Annotated in this window: 18 protein-coding genes and 1 rRNA gene; 13 read left to right on the forward strand and 6 right to left on the reverse strand. The window is 38.7% G+C overall.

The window, feature by feature from the left end:
* Positions 1–153 precede the first annotated feature (153 nt).
* Both nirD and nirB read right to left on the reverse strand, forming a co-directional pair.
* Positions 154–498, reverse strand: a complete 345-nt coding sequence (nirD, locus tag EGI24_RS01170) for a nitrite reductase small subunit NirD (RefSeq protein WP_255046369.1) — start codon at positions 496–498, stop codon at positions 154–156.
* Between the two features lie 57 nt (positions 499–555).
* Positions 556–3,078 carry a nitrite reductase large subunit NirB gene (gene nirB / locus EGI24_RS01175; protein ID WP_255046345.1) on the reverse strand — a complete coding sequence of 841 codons (2,523 nt, stop codon included), beginning with the start codon at positions 3,076–3,078 and terminating at the stop codon, positions 556–558.
* A gap of 249 nt (positions 3,079–3,327) precedes the next feature.
* On the opposite strand from nirB, the gene cobA reads away from it, so the two are divergent.
* From cobA to EGI24_RS01215, 8 genes are all read left to right on the forward strand, one after another.
* Positions 3,328–4,083 (forward strand): uroporphyrinogen-III C-methyltransferase, encoded by a 756-nt coding sequence (gene cobA / locus EGI24_RS01180; RefSeq protein WP_255046346.1) that lies wholly within the window; start codon positions 3,328–3,330, stop codon positions 4,081–4,083.
* 984 nt (positions 4,084–5,067) lie between these two features.
* Complete coding sequence (locus EGI24_RS01185; protein ID WP_255046348.1) at positions 5,068–6,615, forward strand: alginate export family protein; 1,548 nt, start codon at positions 5,068–5,070, stop codon at positions 6,613–6,615.
* 39 nt (positions 6,616–6,654) lie between these two features.
* Entirely contained in the window at positions 6,655–7,860 is a 1,206-nt protein-coding gene (locus tag EGI24_RS01190) for a CmpA/NrtA family ABC transporter substrate-binding protein (RefSeq protein WP_255046349.1), read from the forward strand.
* 56 nt (positions 7,861–7,916) lie between these two features.
* Positions 7,917–8,708 carry a nitrate ABC transporter permease gene (ntrB, locus tag EGI24_RS01195; protein WP_255046350.1) on the forward strand — a complete coding sequence of 264 codons (792 nt, stop codon included), beginning with the start codon at positions 7,917–7,919 and terminating at the stop codon, positions 8,706–8,708.
* Positions 8,709–8,751: 43 nt separating this feature from the next.
* Positions 8,752–9,606 carry an ABC transporter ATP-binding protein gene (locus EGI24_RS01200; RefSeq protein WP_255046351.1) on the forward strand — a complete coding sequence of 285 codons (855 nt, stop codon included), beginning with the start codon at positions 8,752–8,754 and terminating at the stop codon, positions 9,604–9,606.
* Between the two features lie 258 nt (positions 9,607–9,864).
* Positions 9,865–11,169 (forward strand): MFS transporter, encoded by a 1,305-nt coding sequence (locus tag EGI24_RS01205; RefSeq protein WP_255046352.1) that lies wholly within the window; start codon positions 9,865–9,867, stop codon positions 11,167–11,169.
* A gap of 81 nt (positions 11,170–11,250) precedes the next feature.
* Positions 11,251–14,796: a nitrate reductase gene (locus EGI24_RS01210; RefSeq protein WP_255046353.1), complete on the forward strand. Its 3,546-nt coding sequence runs from the start codon at positions 11,251–11,253 to the stop codon at positions 14,794–14,796.
* A gap of 123 nt (positions 14,797–14,919) precedes the next feature.
* Entirely contained in the window at positions 14,920–16,377 is a 1,458-nt protein-coding gene (locus EGI24_RS01215; RefSeq protein ID WP_255046354.1) for a rubredoxin, read from the forward strand.
* Positions 16,378–16,460: 83 nt separating this feature from the next.
* Here EGI24_RS01215 and EGI24_RS01220 read toward each other — a convergent pair whose 3' ends face one another.
* The 4 genes from EGI24_RS01220 to kdsA all read right to left on the reverse strand — a co-directional run bounded on the left by EGI24_RS01220 (position 16,461) and on the right by kdsA (position 19,299).
* Complete coding sequence (locus EGI24_RS01220; protein ID WP_255046355.1) at positions 16,461–17,732, reverse strand: amidohydrolase family protein; 1,272 nt, start codon at positions 17,730–17,732, stop codon at positions 16,461–16,463.
* A gap of 36 nt (positions 17,733–17,768) precedes the next feature.
* Positions 17,769–18,185, reverse strand: coding sequence for a hypothetical protein (locus EGI24_RS01225; protein ID WP_255046356.1), 417 nt, complete (start codon positions 18,183–18,185; stop codon positions 17,769–17,771).
* 43 nt (positions 18,186–18,228) lie between these two features.
* Complete coding sequence (locus EGI24_RS01230; RefSeq protein ID WP_255046357.1) at positions 18,229–18,381, reverse strand: hypothetical protein; 153 nt, start codon at positions 18,379–18,381, stop codon at positions 18,229–18,231.
* 102 nt (positions 18,382–18,483) lie between these two features.
* Positions 18,484–19,299: a 3-deoxy-8-phosphooctulonate synthase gene (gene kdsA, locus EGI24_RS01235; RefSeq protein WP_255046359.1), complete on the reverse strand. Its 816-nt coding sequence runs from the start codon at positions 19,297–19,299 to the stop codon at positions 18,484–18,486.
* Positions 19,300–19,429: 130 nt separating this feature from the next.
* Here kdsA and EGI24_RS01240 point away from each other — a divergent pair, with 130 nt between their 5' ends.
* From EGI24_RS01240 to EGI24_RS01260, 5 genes are all read left to right on the forward strand, one after another.
* Entirely contained in the window at positions 19,430–19,666 is a 237-nt protein-coding gene (locus tag EGI24_RS01240) for an acyl carrier protein (protein WP_255035473.1), read from the forward strand.
* 91 nt (positions 19,667–19,757) lie between these two features.
* The gene (gene fabF / locus EGI24_RS01245; protein ID WP_255046361.1) at positions 19,758–21,005 is read left to right on the forward strand and encodes a beta-ketoacyl-ACP synthase II; all 1,248 of its coding nucleotides are present in this window, start codon (positions 19,758–19,760) and stop codon (positions 21,003–21,005) included.
* A 33-nt stretch (positions 21,006–21,038) separates the two neighbouring features.
* A complete protein-coding gene (gene rnc, locus EGI24_RS01250; RefSeq protein WP_255046362.1) occupies positions 21,039–21,770 on the forward strand; it encodes a ribonuclease III in 732 nt (243 codons plus the stop codon).
* A 210-nt stretch (positions 21,771–21,980) separates the two neighbouring features.
* Complete coding sequence (locus EGI24_RS01255) at positions 21,981–23,408, forward strand: glycoside hydrolase family 125 protein (RefSeq protein ID WP_255046363.1); 1,428 nt, start codon at positions 21,981–21,983, stop codon at positions 23,406–23,408.
* 780 nt (positions 23,409–24,188) lie between these two features.
* Positions 24,189–24,560: ribosomal RNA gene (locus EGI24_RS01260) — 16S ribosomal RNA — on the forward strand; the annotation flags it as partial.

The following is a 24,560-nucleotide window of genomic DNA, read 5'->3' on the forward strand; positions in this document are numbered from 1 at the left end:
AATGACTGTAGGATTGTCTTATTTTAAAAAGATTCTGATATAGGCTTTATAAATTGCTTTTTTTGAAAAACGATACTGACATTCTAGGCCATTTATAATGTGAGCAATTTTTCAAAACTAGAATTTTATGAGCAAAAAATGGCAAGTGTTTGATCAAAAAGCCACAAACACCTGATTGTCTTCTACTTTTACAGCATAAGTTTTTATTTCATAGTCGTCTCCACTCAAACAAGCCCCTGATTTTAGCGAAAACGTTTTCTTGTGAAAAGGACACGCAACTTTGGGTTCGTCTCCCGTAGAACCTATCATTCCTCTCGAAAGAGCCATTTGTTGCTTGTGAGGGCAAAGGTTTTGGGTAGCATACCATTCACCTCGTTTTTTAAAATTATAAATGGCTACTTGTTCTCCTTCAAGCAAAACACAGGCTCCTCCGTTTTCGGGTATGTCCTCTACTTTACAAGCCAAAATCCACGATGTTAATGTTTCGGTATTATTCATGTTATTCTTTGGTTTCATCATTGCACGATATAATTCATACAAGTGTATCATTTTTTCTTATTTTAAAACAGCGTTCCAGTCTTCGGCCTTTATTTGCTCACGAAGTGTTTCAAACTTCACGGTTGGGTCTTTTTCCTCAGGAGCATTTACAAAATGCACAAATCTTTTTCTGATCTCAGGTGTTTCTACGGCTTCTTTCCACTCACATTTGTAAGTGTCAACAAGGGAATCCATGTCGGCTTCAAATTGAGCATTTAATCCAAGTGCGTCATCGAGTACTACTGATTTCAGATATGCCAGTCCGCCTTCCATTTTGTCGAGCCATGGAGCTGTCCTTTGAAGCGGCTCAGCTGTTTTGATATAAAACATCAAGAATCTGTCGATGAGTTTTAGGCACATTTCGCTGCTAACATCGGTGGCCAAGAGTTCTGCATGACGAGGTTTTGAACCGCCGTTTCCGCATACATAAAGATTCCAACCCTTTTCAGTAGCGATGATTCCGAAGTCTTTGCTCTGGGCCTCAGCACATTCTCTAATACAGCCAGACACAGCAGATTTGAGTTTGTGTGGTGAGCGAAGTCCCTTGTATCTGTTCTCTACTTCTATGGCAAAACTTACGGCATCCTGTACACCAAACCTACACCATGTTGTTCCTACACAGCTTTTTACGGTTCTTAAAGATTTTCCATAAGCTTGACCACTTTCAAAACCCGCTTCTATTAACAGTTTCCAAATGGCGGGTAAGTCGCCTACATGAGCACCAAACAGATCAATACGTTGGCCACCAGTTATTTTGGTATAAAGACCATATTTTTGAGCTACTTCGCCAATTACTATGAGTTTTTCAGGGGTTATTTCCCCACCTGGAATTCTTGGAACTACGGAGTATGTACCACCTCTTTGGATATTGGCCAAAAATCTATCGTTAGAATCTTGGGCTGTCAAACGACCTTTTTCAAGCACATTTTCGTTCCAGAGACTGGCCAAAATAGAAGATACAGCTGGTTTACAAGTTTCGCAACCATCTCCACATCCCAAATCTTCCAAAACGTCATCATAAGTTTTCAGAGCTTTAATTTTTACCAAACTCAACAATTCTTGACGTGTATACTCAAAATGCTCGCAAAGTATATTTCTAACTACTTTTCCTTGAGTTTTAAGAATGCTTTGAATTAAATCCTTCACCATAGGCGTGCATCCTCCACAACCAGTGCAAGCTTTTGTTGATTTTTTAAGAGCATCCACGGTATCGTTGCCATTTTCCATTACCTCATGGCAAATTTGCCCTTTCGTAATGGCTTCGCAAGAACAGATAAGAGCATCATCTGGAAGAGACATTACGCCTGACTCCCCGCTCGATTCGCCACCTCGTGAACCCAATATTAAATCCTCAGGATCGGCAGGGATTGGCAGTTTATTGTTCACCGTTTGCAAAAGCATATTGTATTGCTCGGCATCGCCCACCAATATTCCTCCTAAAAGATATTTATTGTCGTTGCTGATGTTTATACGCTTGTAAACACCCTTGGTTTTGTTTTCATATATAATCGTTTGACAATCTGGCTCTTCGGCAAATACGTTTCCAAAGCTTGCCACATCTACACCGATAAGTTTTAGTTTGGTGGACATGTCAAAACCTGTAAATTCTTTAGTGGCATTTCCCACTATTTCTGAGGCAACAATGTCGGCCATTTCATAACCAGGAGCTACTAAGCCGTAAATCATGTGTTCATGTAAGGCACATTCTCCAATCGCAAAAATGCTTTCGTCAGAAGTTTGGAGCTTGTTGTTTACCAATATTCCACCTCTTGAACCCACTTCAAGTCCAGCTATTTTGGCCAATTCGTCACGTGGCTTTATACCAGCCGATATCACCAACATATCTACTTTCAGTATTTCTCCATCGGCAAATACCATTTTTTCAATCGTATCACCCCCATCTATTTCTTGGGTATTTTTGTTACAATGAATCTTTATGCCGAGTGTACTCAATTTGCTTTTTAAAATGTCAGAACCTGCCTGATCGATTTGCCTTGGCATAAGTCTCGGGGCAAATTCTATTACGTGTGTGTCTTTAATACCTAGGTCAAGCAAAGCCTTGGCGGCTTCTAAGCCCAAAAGACCTCCACCTATTACAGCTCCTATTTTCGACTTTGCGGCATGAGATTTCATCATGTCGAGGTCTTCTATGGTTCTGTAAACAAAAACTCCGTCTTTTTCTACGCCTGGAATTGGTGGCACGAAAGGTGCTGAGCCCGTGGCGAGTATCAAATAGTCGTAATTGACCGAAACACCTTGGTGGGTATTGATGGTTTTCTTTTCTCTATCAATATTAGTTACTGGATCGCTGAGGTGTAGTTGTATTTGGTTTTCAGCGTACCATTCTAGAGGAGCCATAGTCAATTCTTCTATGGTTTTTTCACCGAAATAAGCACTCAAATGAACCCTGTCGTAAGCAGGACGAGGTTCTTCTCCAAACACTATGATGTCAAATTGCTCCTTTCCACCTTTGGCTACCAATTTTTCACAAAATTTGTAACCCACCATTCCGTTACCAACAACAACTGCTTTCTTTTTCATAAAATCAAATTTGTATTTTGATAAAAAATACTCAATTGTACTTATCTAATATTATTTATAAAATGAGTATTAATAAGCAATTAAATATGAAACAATATTAGATAATTGCAATTTAAAATTCTAAGATTGTTGAATATATTGTATGAAAAAACATGAAAAAGGCTTGATATTTAAATTAATATCAAATTTTAACTAAGAATAGTACAATTGAAGAATTCAAACTTTTTATAAGTATTAATACTCATTTTTATGAAACCGAAAATATCACTTGTAGGAGCGGGCCCTGGAGATGCCGAACTTATTACACTTAAAGGAATAAAGGCTTTAGAAAAAGCAGATGTAGTATTGTTTGATGCTTTGGCAAACGAGGAACTTTTGAAGTACACAAGAGATGACTGTAAACATATATTTGTAGGCAAAAGATTTGAGAACCATAGTTTATCCCAAGACCAGATAAACCAGCTTTTGATAGCTTCGGCATTTGAATATGGCCATGCGGTAAGACTCAAAGGCGGTGATCCGATAGTATTTGGAAGAGCGACAGAAGAATTGGAATATGCAGAGGCTTTTGGGATAGAAACAGAAGTTATTTCTGGAGTATCAAGCTGTATAGCTGTGCCTACGGCACAGGGAATTCCGGTAACGAAGCGTGGACTTTCTGAAAGTTTTTGGGTGATGACTGGTCACACGAAAGCTAAGGAACTACCGAAAGACATATTCTTGGCTGCACAGTCAAGTGCTACTATTGTAATATTGATGGGTCTGAGTAAATTGGAAGAAATAGCCGAAATTTTCACTACTTATGGCAAATCCGAAACTCCAGTAGCAATAATACAAAACGGAACCTGCCACAATGAGCGATTTGTGATAGGTAAAATAAAAGACGTAGCCGCTAAAGTAAGAGAAGAAAATATCAAATTGCCGTCTGTAATAATTATTGGCGAAGTGGTGAGTGTGCATAAAGAGTATATTCTAAAATATGGATCGGAGATATTGTGCGACTGAATCTCATAAACCTATAGGTTACCTTCAGACTTTTCAATATTAATTATCAAGAATAGTATTTTCAGAGGTAAAAAGAGAACACCCCCAGTCAGGGTCGAATTATATTAGCTAAGTAAAAGTTGAACATTGGTCGCTACTCAGTCAAGGTCGCATTTTGTCGGCTTTTGAGCTATTTCATTATCAAAAACCTAAGTAAAATTTATTAAGAACTAACCTAAACAAAACAGTAGGGGCTAAATCCTGCTTTAAAGAAACACAAGAATAAATCTCAGACTATTCAAAAGTCATAAATAATTGTACCCACAAGATTTCTTCTCAAAACGCAGTCTTCTTTTAAGAATGTAAATGTGAATTTTTTTAAAACAGGTTTCAAAAATCAAACATTTAAAGCCAAAAAGTGAAATTTTTCCAAAAACTAGTTTCAAAAATAACGCATTCGCGTAAAAAAAACATTAAATGAAGAAAAATAAGTGAAATCAAAAAATCCTAAAAACGAATGATTTTTCAAGTTTCAATTTACAAAATATAAATTTTCGAATGTTAAATTAAAAAATGTAAAGAAATTTTAAAATAATAGTCAAATAAATACTTAAATATTTATGAGTATTTATACTTAATTCTAATTTCGAATCGTCATCATGATATAAATAATTTAAGACGAATGGATTAAAGCTAAATCCTGTTTTCAATTTATAAATAAATAGATTTCAAAAAAGGTGTTGGAGCACCAAAAACTCTTGGATGCATACAAGAGAAAAAAAGGCCGAAGGGGTATTGGAGTACCGCCAACGGCCAAAGGAATTGCCTACGATGTTGAAACAGATAGACGGATGTAAAGAAAATCAATAAAATTTCGAATTACAAACTGTCTTCAGAAAAACGAGTTCTCTCGTCCGTGTTTCTTCTTGTTTATGAATGCAACTAATTTGTTGTTGTGTATACCTAAAACTACTATTCAGGATTTTATCTTTAAAAATTAGAACGATGGAAAAGAAACTTCTATTTTCAAAAAAGCTTTGGTTATTTATACTTATTTATTTTTTAAAAATTTCCACATATGGCCAGTTCAGCTTAGTAGGCCAGGTACGTACCCGTACAGAGGTACGTGATGGCTTGGGAAACTTGGCTCCTCTAGACGCAAAAGTAGCGGCTTTTACATCGCAGCGAACTAGGTTAACATTTGGCTATAAATGGGATAGAGTGGTTTTTACAACTGCCATACAAGATGTAAGAGTTTGGGGACAAGACGCTTCAACCATCAGCAATGCAGACGGAAACAGACTAATGATGCACGAAGCCAATGCGGAACTCATTTTGGCAAACTCTGCAGACACTACTATAAAATTTAGACCGATTCAGAATCTTTCACTTAAAATAGGAAGGCAAGAATTGGTCTACGACGATGTACGTCTATTGGGCAATTTGGACTGGCTACAACAAGCTCGTAGATTTGATGCGGCTATTTTTAAAGCACAGCACCTAGGCTGGGCATTGGATTTTGGTGGTGGATTTAATCAAAATACCGATGGATTTGGAGTAACAGGTACAAATTATACTGCGGGAAATGCCCCGGCTTCGGCACTATCTAATAAAAATGTAAGTTTGGCCATTCCACTTGGGTTTATTCCTACTGTTGGAAAAGGAGGAGCATTGGTTTTGGCAACTCCATTGAGTACAAATGGTCAAAATCAACAGTTTAAGTCTTTCCAAATGGCTTATTTGACAAGAAAATTTAAGCAAACAAAACTCTCAGCTTTGTTTTTCAAAGATGATTTTTCAAAGTATGTTTCTGACAGTATTGGTAACGCTACTCAAGGCTACATATATGGCCGAAGATATAATCAAACAGGCGTAAATTCTAGATTAACTTATGGCTTGATGGCCAATAGCCAATTTGGAAATGCTTCTGCAATGTTTGGTAAAATATCTGCTCAGGCTTGGTATTATGGCCAATCGGGTAAAGATCGTGACGGCTTAATGATCAAAAACGCCTATCACTATGGAGCATTTGCTATGATGCAAAAAGGCAAGTGGTCGTTTGGGCCAGGTTATGAAGTACTTACTGGGAATAATGCTTTGAAAGCTGTGACTGGTCAGACCTCTAAATTTGATCCGCTTTACGGCACACCGCACAAGCATTGGGGTTACATGGACTACTTTTATGTAGGCACAGGCTCACCTGCTGGTGGATTGCAAGATGCTTACTTAAAACTCAAATACGTAAACAAGGTATTCACTCTTATGGCTGATGGACATTATTTCAGCCTAGAATCTGCTACACTCAACAAGTTGGACGGTAACAAACTTTTGGATAAAAAATTAGGTACCGAATTAGATTTTGTTGGACAAGTGGCTATGAATAAATTCACTACTTTGGAGTTGGGATACTCTATTATGAAAGGTAGCAATTCTTTGGAGTATGTAAAATCAAGTACCATAGACAAAACCAAGAAAACGGGTAACTGGGCCTATTTAATGATCAACATTCGTCCAGATTTCTTCTATACCAAACCAGTTGCTATTAAGCAGTAAGAAAATCTTTAAACATTACATTTTCAATTTATTAAAAAAATGAAACGAACCATAAAATTATTATCGGTAGCAATGCTTTTGGCCATAGTTTCGGTTACAACCTCTTTCAAAACTGCTCCAGCGAGTATAATTAAACTAGGATTTATTCCACTTACCGACTGTGCCCCATTGGTAGTGGCCAAAGAATTAGGCTTATTCAAAAAATATGGGGTAAACGTAGAACTTAGCAAAGAAGCATCTTGGGCAAATATTCGCGACAAAGTATTGAACGGAGAACTTTCGGGGGCACATTGTTTATTTTCTATGCCGCTTTCGGTTTATACAGGTATTGGTGGCAAGGCAGGTTCACAAATGAAAATAGCCATGGTTTTGAACAATAACGGCCAAGCAATTACGCTTTCAAAAGATTTTTGTGGTGTGGTTGGATTCAAAGAAACCAGCAAAGTAGCAGCAGCCGTGGCGGCTCTCAAAAAGAAAAAAGAAGTGACTTTTGCAATGACATTTCCAGGTGGCACGCACGATATCTGGTTGCGAAACTGGATGGCAGCTGCTGGTATCAATCAAAAATCTGTGGGAATTATTACTATTCCGCCACCCCAAATGGTAGCCAACATGAAAGTGGACAACATGGAAGGTTTTAGTGTTGGGGAACCTTGGAATGGCGTAGCGGCTGCTCAAAATGTTGGTTTCACGGAAATTACATCACAAGATATTTGGAAAAATCACCCAGAAAAGGCTCTTGTGGTCAACACGGAATTTGCTTCAGAAAATAGAGCAGATTTGAAAAACGTAATGAAGGCAATAGTAGAAGCGTGCAAATGGCTTGATGCCAATTCGGCGAACCGCAAAAAAGCAGTGGGGTGGCTTACAAAACCTTACTATGTTAATGCTCCAGTTGCGGCTATTGAGAGTCGTATATTGGGCTCGTATGACCTTGGCTGTGACCTTGGTGCACAAAAATATGGCGACAATAATATGCGTTTTTATAACAACGGAGTAGTAAATACGCCACTTAAATCGCACGCTATTTGGTTCTTAGCTCAATATGTGCGTTTTGGAATGCTCAAATCAGCACCAGATTATAAAGGAATAGCTGAAAAACTAATCTTGGATGACCTTTGGGCCGAAGTAGCCAAAGAAACTGGGGTGCCGGTTCAGCCAGACATGAAAGGCTTCAAAACCAATCTTGATGTAGCCTTTGACCCAAGTAATCCAGCGGCATATCTTGGTAGTACACGCAAATAACAATTTATTCAGGAGGTGAGAAATTGTCTCCTGAATTTACAAAAAGCATTAAAATCATGAAAAGCATATTTTCTTTAAAATCCTTATATTCAATAGCCTATTTTGTAGGTAGCATGGTCATTTTGCTCATAATTTGGACCTTGGTGTCTGCTATCACCAAAAACGAAATCCCAGGCCCATTAGCCACTTGGGCGGTATTTTTTGAAATGCTCAAAGACCCATTTTACGACTTTGGCCCTAACGACAAAGGCATTGGTATTCAACTCTGGAGCTCTATTAAGCGAGTAATGATGGGTTTTGGAATGGGAAGTTTAATAGCAATTCCCTTGGGTATGCTCATGGGAGGCTCTAAGTTTACCATGAATTTACTCAATCCACTTATTCAGGTTCTTCGCCCAGTTTCGCCTTTGGCGTGGTTTCCACTGGGTCTTTTGGCTTTTAAAGCATCAGAAGGAGCTACTATATTTATCATTGCCATCACTTCTCTTTGGCCAACCTTAATCAACACCGCATTCGGTGTTTCGAGCATACCTGACGATCATAAAAACGTGGGCAAAGCATTCGGTTTTTCTCGTTGGAAATACATCATCAAAATACTCATTCCCTTTGCATTGCCTCACATCATCACAGGTTTGCGATTGGCCATAGGTGTAGCTTGGATGGTAATTGTTGCAGGAGAAATGCTTTCAGGTGGAGTAGGCATAGGTTTCTTTGTGTGGGATTCGTGGAATGGTTTAAGTCTGGAAAAAATCCTTTCAGCCATACTTATCATCGGTTTTGTGGGCTTATTGCTCGATAAGTTTTTCAATGGCTTACAGAATTATTTCGCTTATGAAAACAAGAAATGACACAAATTGAAAAGATGAAAATAATTTCTAAACGAAAAACATCATGATAACAGAATTAGAAAACGAAATATTAATAGAGAATAAGGCAGAAGCGGCTAATTGTATTTCTGTAAAAAATGTAACAATATCTTTCCAAACCAACGGTAAAGGCACTTTTACGGCGGTAAAAAATATCGACTTAGATATAAAAAAGGGAGAAATAGTGAGTATCATTGGTCACTCGGGCTGTGGCAAATCTACCTTGATGAATTCTATCAGCGGGATGGTTAAGCCAACATCTGGAGAGGTAACAGTAAACGGGAACAAGGTAATAGGCCCAGGTCCCGATAGAGGCATTGTGTTTCAAAACTACTCGCTTTTGCCTTGGATGACGGTTTATAAAAACGTTTATGAAGCCGTAGATTCCGTATTGAAATACAAATCTGCCGCAGAAAAGAAGGAGATAGTAGAATATAATCTTAAGATGGTGAATCTTCTGCAGCACAGAGACAAACTACCGAGCCAATTATCAGGCGGAATGAAGCAACGTACGGCCATCGCTCGTGCCTTTGCTATAAACCCTTCAGTGTTGTTGCTGGACGAGCCTTTTGGAGCATTAGATGCCCTCACCAAAGGCTCTATGCACGTAGAACTACTCAAAATCTGGAACCTCAACCAACGCCAGCAGACTATCGTGATGGTGACCCACGACATTGAGGAGGCCATATTTCTATCCGATAGAGTAGTGGTAATGAACGACGGTCCCGAATCTACGATTCGTGAAATAGTGGATATAAACATTGCCCGTCCAAGAAACAAGAAAGACATTGTGCATCTACCCGAATACATGGAAGTTCATGATAAGCTGTTGAGTCTTTTAGTAAAAAATCTTTCTATTGACGATGTAATTTTTGAGTAAGTGTTTATATTTTTTTAAATCGCATTGGGTCTTTTCTGAGGACTCAGTGCTTTTTTTTGTTTGTAGTCTGCTCCAAAATATAACCATTCTTAGATACTTTAAAACAAACGCAACAAAATGCATAAGGACACAAAACAAATACTCATTTATTTTTGAGTATAAATACTTATTTTTAATTTTGAGTAGTTCAATTGAGTATTATCTTTGATTCAAAGCCAAAAAAACTATTAGCATTCATTATTCAAAAAAATAAATAGTATGAAAAACAGCTCCAAACCTTTAGAAAACCTCAGAATCTTCGATTTATCTTCTGTTCAAATGAGGACTTTCCATATTACTTGGTTAACTTTTTTTATGTGTTTCTTTGGCTGGTTTGGACTAGCTCCTTTGATGCCCACCATTCGTGAAGACTTGGGACTTACTAAAGGACAAGTCGGCAATATCATTATTGCCTCCGTGTCAGCCACTATTTTTGCAAGGCTTTTTATTGGCAGATTGTGCGACACTTGGGGGCCTCGCAAAACCTATACAGCACTTTTGGTTTTGGGTTCTATTCCAGTGTTTCTGGTAGGTTTGTCGCATTCTTATGCTACTTTCTTGTTGTTTAGATTAGCCATCGGTGTTATCGGTGCATCATTTGTTATTACACAATACCACACCTCTGTGATGTTTGCACCTGGCATTAAAGGTACAGCCAATGCCGTTGCGGGCGGTTGGGGAAACTTAGGTGGCGGAATTACCAACATGGTGATGCCCGTTATTTTTGCTGGTATTGTAGGTTTGGGTTATACCAACAGCGAAGCATGGCGATTGGCCATGATTGTTCCTGGAAGTCTGTTATTAATCTGTGCTTTCTTATATTACAATTTTACGCAAGATTCACCAGGTGGTAATTTTTATGCTTTTGTAAAACCTGTTGGCATAAAAGAAAAAACGAATATCTTAGAAGTACTGACCGATTGGCGAGTGTGGGTGCTAGCTTTGGCATATTCTATTTGTTTTGGTATGGAAATCACGTTTGACAATGTAGCTGCATTGTATTTTGTTGACACCTTCAATTTCGACCAGAAAGCGGCCGGATTATTAGCAGGACTTTTTGGCTTTATGAATATTTTCGCAAGAGCTTTAGGTGGCATTTTTGCCGATAGAATCGGTAGAGCATACGGTATAAGCGGAAAAAGCTGGCTTTTAGCAGGGTTTTTAGTTTTGGAAGGAATTGGCCTGTATTTTTTCTCTAATACATTAACGATCACCTATGCCATAGTAGCCATGCTGTCTTTTGCATTATTCTTAAAAATGGCTAATGGAGCAACTTATGCCATTACGCCTTTTATCAATTCAAAAAATGTTGGTCTAGTGGCAGGTATAGTTGGGGCAGGAGGCAATATCGGCGGTATGTTGATGGGTTTCTTGTTCAAATCAGAATCGATTTCCTATGCCGAAGCCTTCCAATATATCGGTGGTGCGGCATTATTAGTAGGTATATTGGTAGCACTCACTAAGTTTACAATTAAGACAAACGAAATATCACTTAGTCCGGTATTGGAAGAAGTTATGGCCTAAAAAAGGAAAGCCCGACAGTAAAGGCACAAAAAGATTGTTAACCATCCCAATTTAAAACAGGGAGACTTAATTTAGGTAAATATGAACGAAAAGAGCTATAAATCAACGTGTTGTTATTGTGGTGTTGGCTGTGGGATTGTCATAAAAGAAAAAAGCAACGGCTCAATTATAGTTGAAGGAGACAAAGATCATCCTGTAAACCGAGGCATGCTTTGCTCAAAAGGCATGAACTTGCATTATACGGTAATGGACAAATCAGACCGTTTGCTGGCACCACAAATGCGATTCAACCGCAACATGCCTTTAGAGCAAGTATCGTGGGATGCGGCATTAGATCGTACAGCAACCATTTTTAAAACTTTCATAGCCAAATACGGTCCAGAATCTGTCGGTTTTTATGTATCTGGCCAATGTTTAACAGAAGAATATTATCTTTGGAACAAGCTGATGAAGGGATTCATCGGAGCCAATAATATCGATACCAACTCGCGTTTGTGCATGTCATCTGCGGTGGTTGGGTATAAATTGAGTTTGGGCGAAGACGCTGTACCAGTTTGTTATGACGACATCGAACATTCAGATGTTATTTTGGTAGAAGGAGCAAATCCTGCTTGGTGTCATCCAATTATTTGGAGAAGAGTGGAGGCACATAAAGCTGCCAATCCAAACGTTAAAATCATAGTAGTAGATCCTCGAAAAACCCAAACGGTCGCTTCAGGAGATTTGCATTTAGATATAAACCCAGGGACAGACGTTGCTCTAAATTATGCCATTGCCCGAGTTTTGATAGAAACAGGTAAGATTGATGCCGAATTTATTGAGAATCACACGGAAGGCATGGAGGCATTTAAAGAAAAAGTTTTTGAAAAGACGGTTTCTGAATATGCCAAAATATGTGGTGTAGAATTACAAAAAATCAAAACAGCAGCCAAGTGGATTGGCCATTCAAAGGGCTTTTTGTCGATGTGGACCATGGGACTCAATCAGTCGGTAATAGGCGTAAACAAAAACCTTTCGCTCATAAATCTTTCGCTTATCACGGGCAAAATTGGTAAGCCTGGCAATGGGCCTTTCTCATTGACAGGTCAGCCCAATGCCATGGGAGGCCGTGAGGTGGGTGGTTTGGCCAATATGTTGGCTTCGCACCGCGACTATGCAAATCCTGATCATCGCAAGGAAATGCATGCTTTTTGGGGAGGAAGTGCCATTTCGGAAAAATCTGGTCTAACCGCCACAGAAATGTTTCAGGCTTTAGCAGATGGTAAAATGAAAGCCATTTGGATTGTTTGCACCAACCCATTGGTGAGTATGCCAGATGCCAATATTATAGAAAAAGCCTTGAAGAATGCCAAATTAGTGGTGGTACAAGATGTTTCAAATAAATCGGACACCACAAAATTTGCAGATATTGTTCTTCCAGCAGCGGCATGGACAGAGAAAGACGGAACAATGACCAATGCCGAACGTCGAATTTCGTATCTTAGTAAGGTGGGAGAGGCACCTGGAATAGCATTACCTGATACAGAAATTATCTGCCGATTTGCAGAAAAAATGGGCTGGGGAGATAAGTTTTCTTACAACAAAACCGAAGACATATATAGGGAGTATATCAAAACTACCGAAAACACCAACATCGATATTTCGGGTTTGGATTTCGAAAAGCTACAAAACTTTGGAACGGTTCAATGGCCATTTACAAAGAAAATGAAAGAAGACGAATCTTCCATCGGAACAAAGAGGTTGTTTACCGATCATTCATTTTATACAGCTTCCAAAAAAGCCCAGATTCATTCAGTACCATTTCAGAACCAGTCAGAGCAGATTTCAGGGAATTTCCCTTTAATTCTGATTACAGGACGAATTAGAGATCAATGGCACACCATGACTAAAACGGGAAGAGTTAACAAACTCAACCAGCACATCAGCCAGCCTTATGTTGAAATGAACCCAATCGATGCCAAAGAAAGGGGTATTTCAGATGGCAAAGTCGTGATGGTTGCCGGCTTGCGAGGAGAAGCAAAAGTGAAGGTAATATTGACAGATGACCTTAAAAAAGGAAACTGCTTTATGCCTATGCATTGGGGCAAAATACTCAACCGAAACTTTGGAAGAGCGAATAACCTTACCAATTCGTTGGTAGATCCTCGCTCAAAAGAGCCGGACTTTAAGTATTCTGTAGTAGAAATTTCAAAATACGAAAAACCAAAAGAGAAAATAATAGTAATAGGGGCAGGATCTGCTGGGTTAGGGTTTATCTCGGCATACAGAAAATACAATCAAACAGATGATATTGAGGTATTTAGCAAAGAAATATATCCTTTTTACAACCGAGTGATGTTACCCGACTATATTAGTGGTACACAGACTTGGGATCAGCTCGTAAAACTCCGTGAAGATCAGTTTGAGGAAAACAACATTGTCGTTCATAAAGGTATTAGCATTGAGTACATCGACCGTAAAAATAAAATCCTAACCGACTCAAAAGGCAGAGAACATTCTTACGATAAATTGTTTTTGGGAATGGGAAGTAAGGCCTTTATGCCGAAAAATTTTCCACAGATTCCCGGGATTTTCAATATGCGTAGCCGCATAGATGCCGATCAACTGGCTCCATTTCTAAAAAAAGGAAGTAATGCAGTGGTAGTTGGTGGTGGGCTTTTGGGCTTGGAAATGGCGGCTTCTTTGAAAGAAATCGATGTTAATGTAACTGTAGTTCAGCGTATTAGTAGGCTGATGGATAGGCAACTAGATTTGCTAGGAAGTGCCATATTGCATGAAGAAATAGCCGCAAGAGGCATTGAGGTTTACTTTAATGATGAAGTTGAGCAGTTTTATGGAACAGACAAAATAGAAGGAATCCGTCTGAAATCGGGTAGAAAATTACCATGTGATGCTATGTTAGTGGCCGCAGGAACCATTCCTGTGATAGAATTGGCCAAAGAAGCAGGCTTAGAATGCAATAGGGGCGTAAAAGTCAACGAATACCTACAAACGTCGGATGAGAATATCTTTGCTTGTGGTGAAATAGCCGAATGGAACAACCAGCTTTGGGGAATCACAGCCGCCGCAGAGCAGCAAGCCGAGATTGTAGCTAAATTTTTAGCGGGAGACTTGGCAAGTTATTATAAAGGAAGTTTATCAATGAATCTCCTCAAAATGGCAGGGTTGGAACTTTGTTCTTTGGGTGAAATCGAAATTCCAAATGGTGAAGAAGGTTACGAGGAAGTGGTATTCATTGATAAAGCCAAGCATTTTTATAAAAAGTGTGTCATCAAAAACGACCGTTTGGTAGGGGCAATTTTGATAGGAGACAAGTCAGAATTTTTAGAATTCAAAAATTTGATTGCTGATGGTATCGAATTGTCTGATAAGCGTTTGCAATTGCTTCGTTCAGGCAAAAAACCCGAACCCGTATTAGGCAAAATTGTGTGTTCATGTAACAATGTTGGTGAAGGAAATCTGAAGAAAGCCATCAAAGGTGGTTGCGTGATTTTTGATAATCTTTGTCAGGAAACGGGTGCTGGTACAGGCTGCGGCTCATGCCGACCGGAAGTCAGAGGTATTCTCGAGAAAAGTTTGGTAGAGGTTGAGGAAGCTGTTTCTGTAGTACAATTTGGAGGTTTTTGAGATAGATTTTCATAATAATGACCATAAAGTGGTCAAATATGAATAGCCTAGAACATACAATCAGTGGGTTTAAGACCCAGAATGGGTCGAACATATTATTAGAATATTATAAGATATTTTATTATGAATGATTTTTATAAAATAAGGATAAACTTCAAAGGCGGTGTAGTATCGCCCGGCGAGCTAAAGCAAATACTGGAAGCTGCCAAAAGTGCTCATGTAAAGGAAGTTAGGCTGAGTTTGCGTCAGCAGCTAATCCTCCATTTACCACATCAGTTTGCCCGAAAATTCGAGAAAAATTTGGCTGACTTAAACTTGAGATTTCAAATAGACTCCAACGAAAAGCCCAATTTGGTGAGTTCGTATGTTGCTGAAGATGTTTTTCAAAAAGGAAATTGGATCACCGAAGGAATTTATAAAGACATATTTGATACTTTCGATTTTGATACGAAGCTGAAAATCAATATTTCGGATAATGCCCAAAGTTTCACACCGTTTTTCTCAGGGCACCTCAACTTTGTATCGTCCAGCACCCCCAATTTTTGGTATTTGTTTCTGAGAAAACCAAAAACAAATTCAGTATATTCTTACGATAAGCTCATTTTTTCTAACGAAATTGCCAAAGTTTCAAAAAGCATAGAAGAAACGCTAGAACAGTTTCCTGAAAATGTAGCTAATGATATTTTCAAAAAAATCCCCAAAATCATATCTATTGCAAAAGAAGAGGAGCTAAAACTTCCTAAATTCACCTTACCCTACTATGAAGGATTCAACCGATATGGTAAAAAAACATGGTTGGGCATTTATCGCAGAAATGAGCTTTTCTCCATTTCATTTTTGTTAGAAATGTGCGATCTGTGCCTTTTTACCAAACTGGGAGAGATATGTTTTACACCATGGAAGTCTTTAATTATTAAAGGAATAGAAGAGAGGGATAGAAAATATTGGAGTTCGATATTGGCAAAGCATAACATCAATGTGAGGCATGCCGCTAATGAACTCAACTGGCAAGTGGAGGACGACTCCGAGGAAGCACTAAAGTTAAAAAACGAATTGGTGGAGTCTTTCAACAGGCAAGATATTCGGACATTCGGAATATGTTTTGGTATAAAAACGGTACAAAAAACCGAAGTTTTTGCCTCCATAATGGTTCAGCGTCGTAGAACCAAATTGTTTAATTTCATTCCGCTTTTCAACATGTACGATATCTCCTACACGGAAGACTTTGATCCCAATGGCCGTACGAAAGTGTATTTTGCACAAGGAATTCAAAAAGTAAATTTGCCAGAACAATTGCGAAGGGCGGTTTTGCTTTATAATCACCAATTGTCAGAGAATTCCATAAAGAAATTGGGAGATCAAATCCAAGAATCAGAAACTAAGAAAGTCAAAAAGATAAAGGCGTATCAGTGCACGACTTGCCTTTCGGTATATGATTCTCGTTATGGAGACGAGCTGGCGGGAGTACCAGCAGGTATTACATTCGAAAATCTACCGAAAGAATATTGTTGTGGCGTTTGTGAGGAGTCAAAGTCCAATTTTAGAATGATAGAACTTGAAGATAACTTTGTGCATTCATAAAAAAAAGTAATCCTAGGAATACTTTTTTTTATGAATTCCTACCACGCCAAAGGGTTTGTCTCAATTACTTTACTGTCCTGAGATTATTTTTTGTAAACCACGCCATCTTTCATCACAAAGCTCATTTTCATAAGAGCTTTTACGTCTTTCATGGGGTCTTCATCTATGGCCACAATATCAGCAAATTTACCTGCTTCTATAGCCCCAAGTTCGTTTTCCATTCCTAACACAAAAGCATTTGTTATGGTGGCAGCCTTCAGAGCTTCCATAATAGGCATTCCAGCTTCCGTCATATACATAAATTCTTTGGCATTATATCCATGTGGAAAAACACCTGCGTCGGTCCCGAAACATATTTTCACACCAGCTTTGTATGCTCTAGCAAAAGCATCTTGAATCAAAACACCTGTTTCTAAGGCTTTTTTTACTACAAATGGATGGTAGTAGCCAGGGATTTTTGCAGAATCGGAGGCCGTTTTACCAGCTATAATAGTGGGTATTAAATACGCACCTTTTTCTTTAAATAAAGCAATACATTCATCGTCCAAAAATGAACCGTGTTCTATAGTAGTCACGCCCGCACGCAATGCACGCTTCATACCCTCGGCCCCATGAGCGTGAGCAGCTACTCCAAAGCCATAATCTTTAGCAGTAGCTATCAAGGCATTTAATTCATCGTCTTGAAACTGCGGACCTTTTCCGTTTTTAGCGATGCTTAATACACCACCAGTTGCAGTTATTTTTATCCAATCTGCCCCGTCTTGGTATCTCTGACGAACAGCCTTTCTAGCTTCTTCAGCTGAATTTATTACACCATTTGAAGCATCTTCAGGCAAAGAAAGTTTCGTTCCTATTCCGTTGCTAGGGTCTCCGTGACCACCTGTTGTGGCGATAGTTTTGCCAGAAGTAAAAATTCTCGGTCCTACAACCGAGCCCCTATTTATGGCATTTCTAAGTGAAATATTTACATTACTTCCACCCATGTCCCTCACAGTGGTAAAGCCCGCCATTAGAGTTATCCCAGCATACTTTTGAGACTCAAAAGCAACATCGGCTTCACTATATTGAATTCTTTTCTGAAACTGATCTTTTGCCGTTTGACTTTCGATGTGCACATGCATGTCTATAAGACCTGGCATTACAAACTTCTTGCTTAGGTCTATTACATTATCAGTTTTTTCGCCTTTGGTAAAGCCATTTTTTACCTCAGTGATTTTGTTCCCCTCTACCACTATGGTCATGTCTTTTAGTACCTTTTGGTTTCGGGTGTCTAAGAGATTTCCACATTGGATGTAGGTTTTTTGGGCAAAAGCCGAAACAGAAGCGAATATTGCTAAGAGTATAGTTTTTTTCATTATTTGGTTAGTTTAAGTTTAATATTGTTTCAAAATTTATTTCCTTTCGTTTTTTATTCTTTCTAATTCCAAAATAACAATTTGATCTTTGGGTCTAAAGGTTGCCTTTTTTGCTTGAATCAAATGGTTAATATGAAGAAATGGAACTTCAAGTTCGAATATTTTGGCGATGCTTGCGTACTTCAAACATTCATCAAACTTTTCTTGCTCGAAACCCATTAAGTAAGCCATTACATTTAGTTCAATTCCAGAATTTAGTTTGAAAGTTGTAAATCCAGGCACGAAATCTATGGTAAGAATTTGAGGTAAATCGGCATATTCTAAATCCAACAAAGTTTTTCTAAAAGCTTGTCGATTTTCTACATCATCTTTGATCCAAATGTCCACATCACCTGTAGTTCTATTGAAACCATGTAAGTTGACCGCAAAGCCTCCTACCATTAAATATTTCATATTATATTTGGCAAATGTTCTCCAAACCACTACTAATTCTTCATCACAAAGGTCCATCCTCAGGTATTGGTTTATGAATTTTCTGTGCTTTTTCTAGCATTTTATGTACCCGCATGAGTTGCATCATTTTTCTAAAACGTTGCTCATGAATATTCAATTCCGATACTTTTTTCCCAAGATAAAGTTCTTCTTTCATGATGTAATTTAAGTATTTTTTACAAATCAGCAAATCAAATGGTCTACAAATAAGTTTGAAAAATCAAACAAACACCCACAATCACATTCGCAAATTATCACATTAACTGATAGCCTCTCTTATCCTTACCAAATCCACCAAAAGTAGCTCTAAATTATCTAAATGCAACATATTGGCTCCGTCAGATTTTGCATTTGCAGGATCAGGATGTGTTTCTATGAAAAGTCCATCAGCTCCAACAGCTATGGCCGCTTTAGCTATCGTGCTTATCATTTTCGGATTTCCACCTGTCACGCCGGAGGTTTGATTGGGTTTTTGTAGAGAATGCGTGCAATCCATCACCACTGGAGCTCCAAATTCTTTCATATCCACCAAGTTTCTGTAATCAACAACCAAGTCAGAGTATCCAAAGCTATTTCCCCTATCGGTTAACATTACCTGCACCTCGGGATTAACAGATTTTATTTTTTCAATAGCAAAACCCATTGACGAACCTGAAAGAAACTGTCCTTTTTTGATATTTACGGCTTTACCTGTTTTTGCTGCGGCCTCCAAAAGTTCAGTTTGTCGACACAAAAAAGCGGGTATTTGTAAAATATCGACATAGTTGGCAGCTAGCTCGGCTTCTTTGGTTTCATGTATGTCTGTCACCGTAGGTATTCCAAAAGTTTTGCCCACCTCTTCTAATATTTTCAACGCTTTTTCATCTCCTATACCGGTAAAGCTATCCGATTTTGTTCTGTTGGCTTTCCTATAGCTTCCTTTAAAAATAAATGGAATTTCCAGCTTCGCACAAATGGCATTTATCTTTTCAGCAATTCTCAAAGCCAAATCACGGTCTTCTATGGCACAAGGTCCTGCCATTAAGAAAAAATTATTACTATTGTATTGGGCTATTTTATTGAGTTTGAGCGACATTATTGATTTTAGTTTTAAAATTTCTGTAAATATCCGAACAATCTTTCATTCAAAAAAAATAGATTCATTTTGTTGGTTTCATTTAAAATCCATTTCTTTGCATTGTTTTTCACCAAAATACATTTTTAAAATGTCTGATATAGCATCTAAAGTAAAGAAAATTATTGTTGAGAAGCTTGGCGTTGACGAGACAGAAGTTACTGCTGAGGCCTCATTTACAAACGACTTGGGAGCGGATTCGCTTGACACAGTTGAATTAATAATGGAATTTGAGAAGGAATTTAATGTTTCTATTCCTGATGATCAAGCTGAGAATATTCAAACAGTAGGTCAGGCAATAACTTATTTAGAAGAAAATTCTAAATAATTATTTTCTCATTCAATTAAGTTCAATATTCAATTGATAAATGTTAATTTGCATTGTCAATAGGGTATTGAACTTTTAATTTTCAAATAATATGACATTAAAAAGAGTTGTCGTTACTGGACTCGGAGCACTTACTCCCATCGGTAACACCGTCGAAGAATTTTGGAATGGCCTTTCAAACGGCGTCAGTGGTTGCGACTTTATCACCCGTTTCGATGCCACAAATTTCAAAACTAGGTTTGCATGCGAAGTAAAAAACTTTGAGGTTACAGACTTCATTCCTAGACAAGACGCTCGCAAAATGGACTTGTTCACTCAGTTTGGAGTTGTAATTGCCGACCAAGCCATTGCCGATTCTGGACTTACTGATGAAAACGTCAATAAAGAAAAAGTTGGAGTAATTTGGGGTTCAGGGATAGGTGGTCTCAAAACTTTTGAAGACGAAATGATAGGTTTTGCTCAAGGAAACGGCACCCCGAGGTTCAATCCTTTCTTTATTCCCAAAATGATTGCTGACAGTGTTTCGGGTCAAATTTCTATAAAACACGGATACCGAGGACCAAATTATGTAACCGTTTCGGCCTGTTCATCTGCCAATAACGCCATCATAGACGCTTTTAATTATATAAGATTAGGCCGTATTATAGCGTGTATTTCTGGAGGCTCTGAAGCCACTGTTGCACAAGCGGGTATCGGAGGTTTTAATGCTTTAAAAGCACTTTCAGAAAGGAACGACGACCCTAAAACTGCCTCTCGTCCTTATGACAGAGACAGAGACGGTTTCGTATTGGGCGAAGGAGGCGGTGCAATAGTATTAGAAGAATATGAGCATGCCAAAGCCAGAGGAGCAAAAATCTATTGTGAACTTATAGGTGGAGGTTTTTCTTCAGATGCTTACCATATTACCGCACCACATCCTGAAGGTTATGGAGCGTATCTTTCAATGAAAGATGCCTTGGACGACGCTCAAATAGCACCAGAAGACGTAGATTATATCAATACCCACGGTACATCTACACCGCTTGGCGATCCACAAGAAATTAAAGCCATCGAGCAACTATTTGGGGATCATGCCTATAAAGTTTCTATCAGTTCTACGAAATCAATGACAGGCCACCTTTTGGGTGGTGCGGGAGCAGTTGAGTCGGTAGCTGGAATTTTGGCTCTAGAACACCAAATGGTTCCTCCAACCATCAACTTGGCCAATATCGACGAAGTTATAGATCCTCGTATCGACTTAACTCCAAATGTAGCTAAAGCTAAAGCACTTAACGTGGTTTTGAGTAATTGTTTCGGATTTGGTGGGCACAATGCAACACTTATATTCCGAAAAATTTAGTAAAATCTCAGCCACTATGTCAAAACATTTCTAATGGAATTCGGAAAATCAATCCTAGGTTTTTTAACAAAAGACCCAAAACAGAAGGAGTTCATAAAATCTATTGAGCAAATTATAGGTGCTAGTCCCAAAAACAAGCTGCTTTATCAGTTAGCATTTAGGCACACTTCAGCTTCCAAACACAACGGAATCAATAGTTTTAAAGAATCAAATGAACGTTTAGAGTTTTTGGGGGATTCTGTTTTAGGAATGGTGGTAGCCGAATATCTATTTAAAAAATACCCTTTCAAAGACGAAGGTTTCCTAACTGAAATTCGCTCTAGAATAGTAAACCGTGAATCTCTCAATGTTTTGGCTAGACGTATTGGTTTAGACAAACTCATAGAATTTGACGGCCAACGTAATTTCCACCGAACATCAATGTTTGGTGATGCAATGGAAGCCCTTATTGGGGCAATTTATTTAGATAAAGGCTTTGCCTTCACCAAAAAATTCATAATCTCTAAACTACTTTCAAACCATTTTGACCTCGACGAAGTCATTTCCAACAATACCAACTACAAGTCTACTATTCTAAGTTGGGCTCAAGCTGACGGCCGCAAAGTTGAGTTTTTGATAGTAGAGGAAAAGGGAAAAAACCACAGCAAAGAATTCATAGCTCAAGTCTTAGTTGACGCTCAAGTGATTAGTTCAGGTAGCGGCTGGAACAAAAAGAAAGCAGAGCAAGATGCCTCACGTAGAGCCTGCGAAATTCTGAGTATTTGATGTAGTGCGATTTTTCAAATCACTCGATCTTTAATTTTTCGATGACTTCAACTTGCCTTCTTTTTAGAAATCCTACTTCAAAAAAAACTCTTACTTCGTTTCCTTAGGAGAAATTCAACCAGACCTTTATTTTTACCTTTATTTCTGATTTGAGCACCATAAATTCAAGTCTGTTCTTTACTGGTATTCTAAAAAACTGATTATTTCATTATGTCTGATTCTAAAATTTCCCGTCGACAATTCACCATAGCCTCATCGGCCTTTCTTTTATCTCCATCTTTAGCATTTTCTAAAAAGCAAGATTTTCCTTCTGTAAGAATTGAAAAAGCTCAAAGAAAATTCATTGATGCTTTGGTAGAAAAGACCATAGAAAGAATCAAGACAAAATGTGCAGACAAAGAAATAGCATGGCTTTTCGAGAATTGTTTCCCAAATACCCTAGATACCACCGTTTCTCATTCTCAAAAAGATGGAATTTTCGATACTTTCGTTATCACAGGTGATATCCACGCCATGTGGCTGCGAGATAGCACTGCACAAGTTTGGCCCTATTTAGAAATTTCAAAAGACTCAAAGTCCTTACAAGATTTGATATTGGGCGTTATAAATCGCCAAGTTGCCTGTATAAGTATTGATCCGTATGCCAATGCTTTCAATGAAAAGCCTGAAAAAAGTGAATGGTACTCTGACCATACTGACATGAAACCCGAGTTGCACGAACGCAAGTGGGAAATCGACTCTCTTTGCTACCATATAAGATTGTCTTTTAATTTTTGGAAAAAAATTGGGCGAAAAGAGCAATTCACCAATCAGTGGCTTAAATCAGCTAAACTAATTGTTGACACTTTTATTGAGCAGCAAAGATTGACTTCAAAAGGTCCTTATCGTTTCGGCCGTACTACTTCATGGTCAACAGACACTGTGCCTGGTAATGGCTATGGCAATCATACCAAACCAAATGGAATGATTCATAGCACTTTCAGACCTTCTGACGATGCCACACAGTATCCATTTCTTGTTCCTTCCAATCTTTTTGCAGTAAAAAGCTTGGAGCAATTGGCCGAAATAGCCAAGGACATATATATGGACCTCAGCTTCTCCGAGAAATGCAGCTTTCTGGCCAAACAAGTTCAAAAAGCCATTCAGCAATTTGCAATCGTAAAGCATCCCGAGTTTGGTTCTATTTATGCCATGGAGGTTGATGGATTTGGCAATGCCCTATTTCAAGATGACGCCAACGTGCCCAATCTCCTCAGTTTACCTTACTTAGGTGTTGTGAAAACCACAGATCCTATATATATCAATACCCGAAGATTTGTCTTGTCTTCCAAAAATCCATACTATTTTAAGGGAAAAGTAGCTGAAGGTATCGGGAGTCCACACACGCTAATCAACCAAATCTGGCCAATGAGCATTATAATGCGAGCCATGACTTCACAGTCTGACGCCGAAATCCTTCAGCAATTAAAGTTTCTAAAAAACACCCATGCCAATACAGGTTTTATGCACGAATCCTTCGATAAGGACGATGCTACCAAGTTTACTAGAAAATGGTTCGCTTGGGCCAACACACTATTCGGTGAACTCATCCTCAAAATAGAAAAAGAAAGACCGCATCTACTAAAGCAAGTTTTATAAAGACATCCTATTTATAATACGGTTTTTTTTGGCGTGTCCCCTCCGCCCCAGAAACGATAGGGCAATAGTGCGATGGGGCTCTGGGTCTGGCAGAGCTATGGTCGTAATCTTCGCATCCTAATGCTCGATTATATTTCTGCTTTTGTGTCCGGCTTGGCATGCAGGCCACTAAGGGCTCCTGGTTGGTGAGCGATAGTGGAACTACTATCGCTCACGCGGCAGCGGAGTTGGGTTAATGATTTTGGAAGATTGATAAAATATTCAAATCAAGGAATATAAATATTTCTATCCGAGCCTGTGATGAGATAATCATGGGAAAGCTCCCAAGAAAACACATTCAATCCAGAAAGAGTGATATTTTTGGGAAAAATGTCCTATAACGAAAGGGGAAATAAATATAACAAAAGCAAGAATTTTTATGGGGATAAAAGTCAAAAGTCTTTGAAAAGCAATGTATTAGGATAAAGGGTTAAAAAGAATAATAAAATAATATTTGGAAAAGGGGGAAATAGTGTCTTACCTTTGCACTCCCAAACGGCGAACAAACGGATAGAACGTAGCGGTAGCGGGATAAAGTTCAAATAAATAAATAAATTTTTTTCTTGTAAAGATTTGGGAATTAAAAAAAGGTTCTTACCTTTGCACCCCGATTAAGACGGAAGGGAGAAATAGAGAGGCTGGAAACAGTGACGAGCTCACGATGAAGTGGGATAAAGTTCATTAACTTATTGGAGATAGAGACGAAACATAAAGTTGGGAGATCTTTCGATGTAAGAAATTACTATGGAGAGTTTGATCCTGGCTCAGGATGAACGCTAGCGGCAGGCTTAATACATGCAAGTCGAGGGGGCAGCAATGTCACCGGCGAACGGGTGCGTAACGCGTATGCAACCTACCTACATCAGGGGGATAGCCCTAGGAAACTGGGATTAACACCGCATAATACTAGACACGGCATCGTGCTTAGTTGAAATATTTATAGGATGTAGATGGGCATGCGTAGGATTAGCTAGTTGGTAAGGTAACGGCTTACCAAGGCTACGATCCTTAGGGGCTCTGAGAGGAGTATCCCCCACACTGGCACTGAGATACGGGCCAGACTCCTACGGGAGGCAGCAGTAGGGAATATTGGGCAATGGAGGCAACTCTGAC

This window comes from Lacihabitans sp. CS3-21 (genome assembly GCF_024343675.1).
Lineage (GTDB): Bacteria > Bacteroidota > Bacteroidia > Cytophagales > Spirosomataceae > Leadbetterella.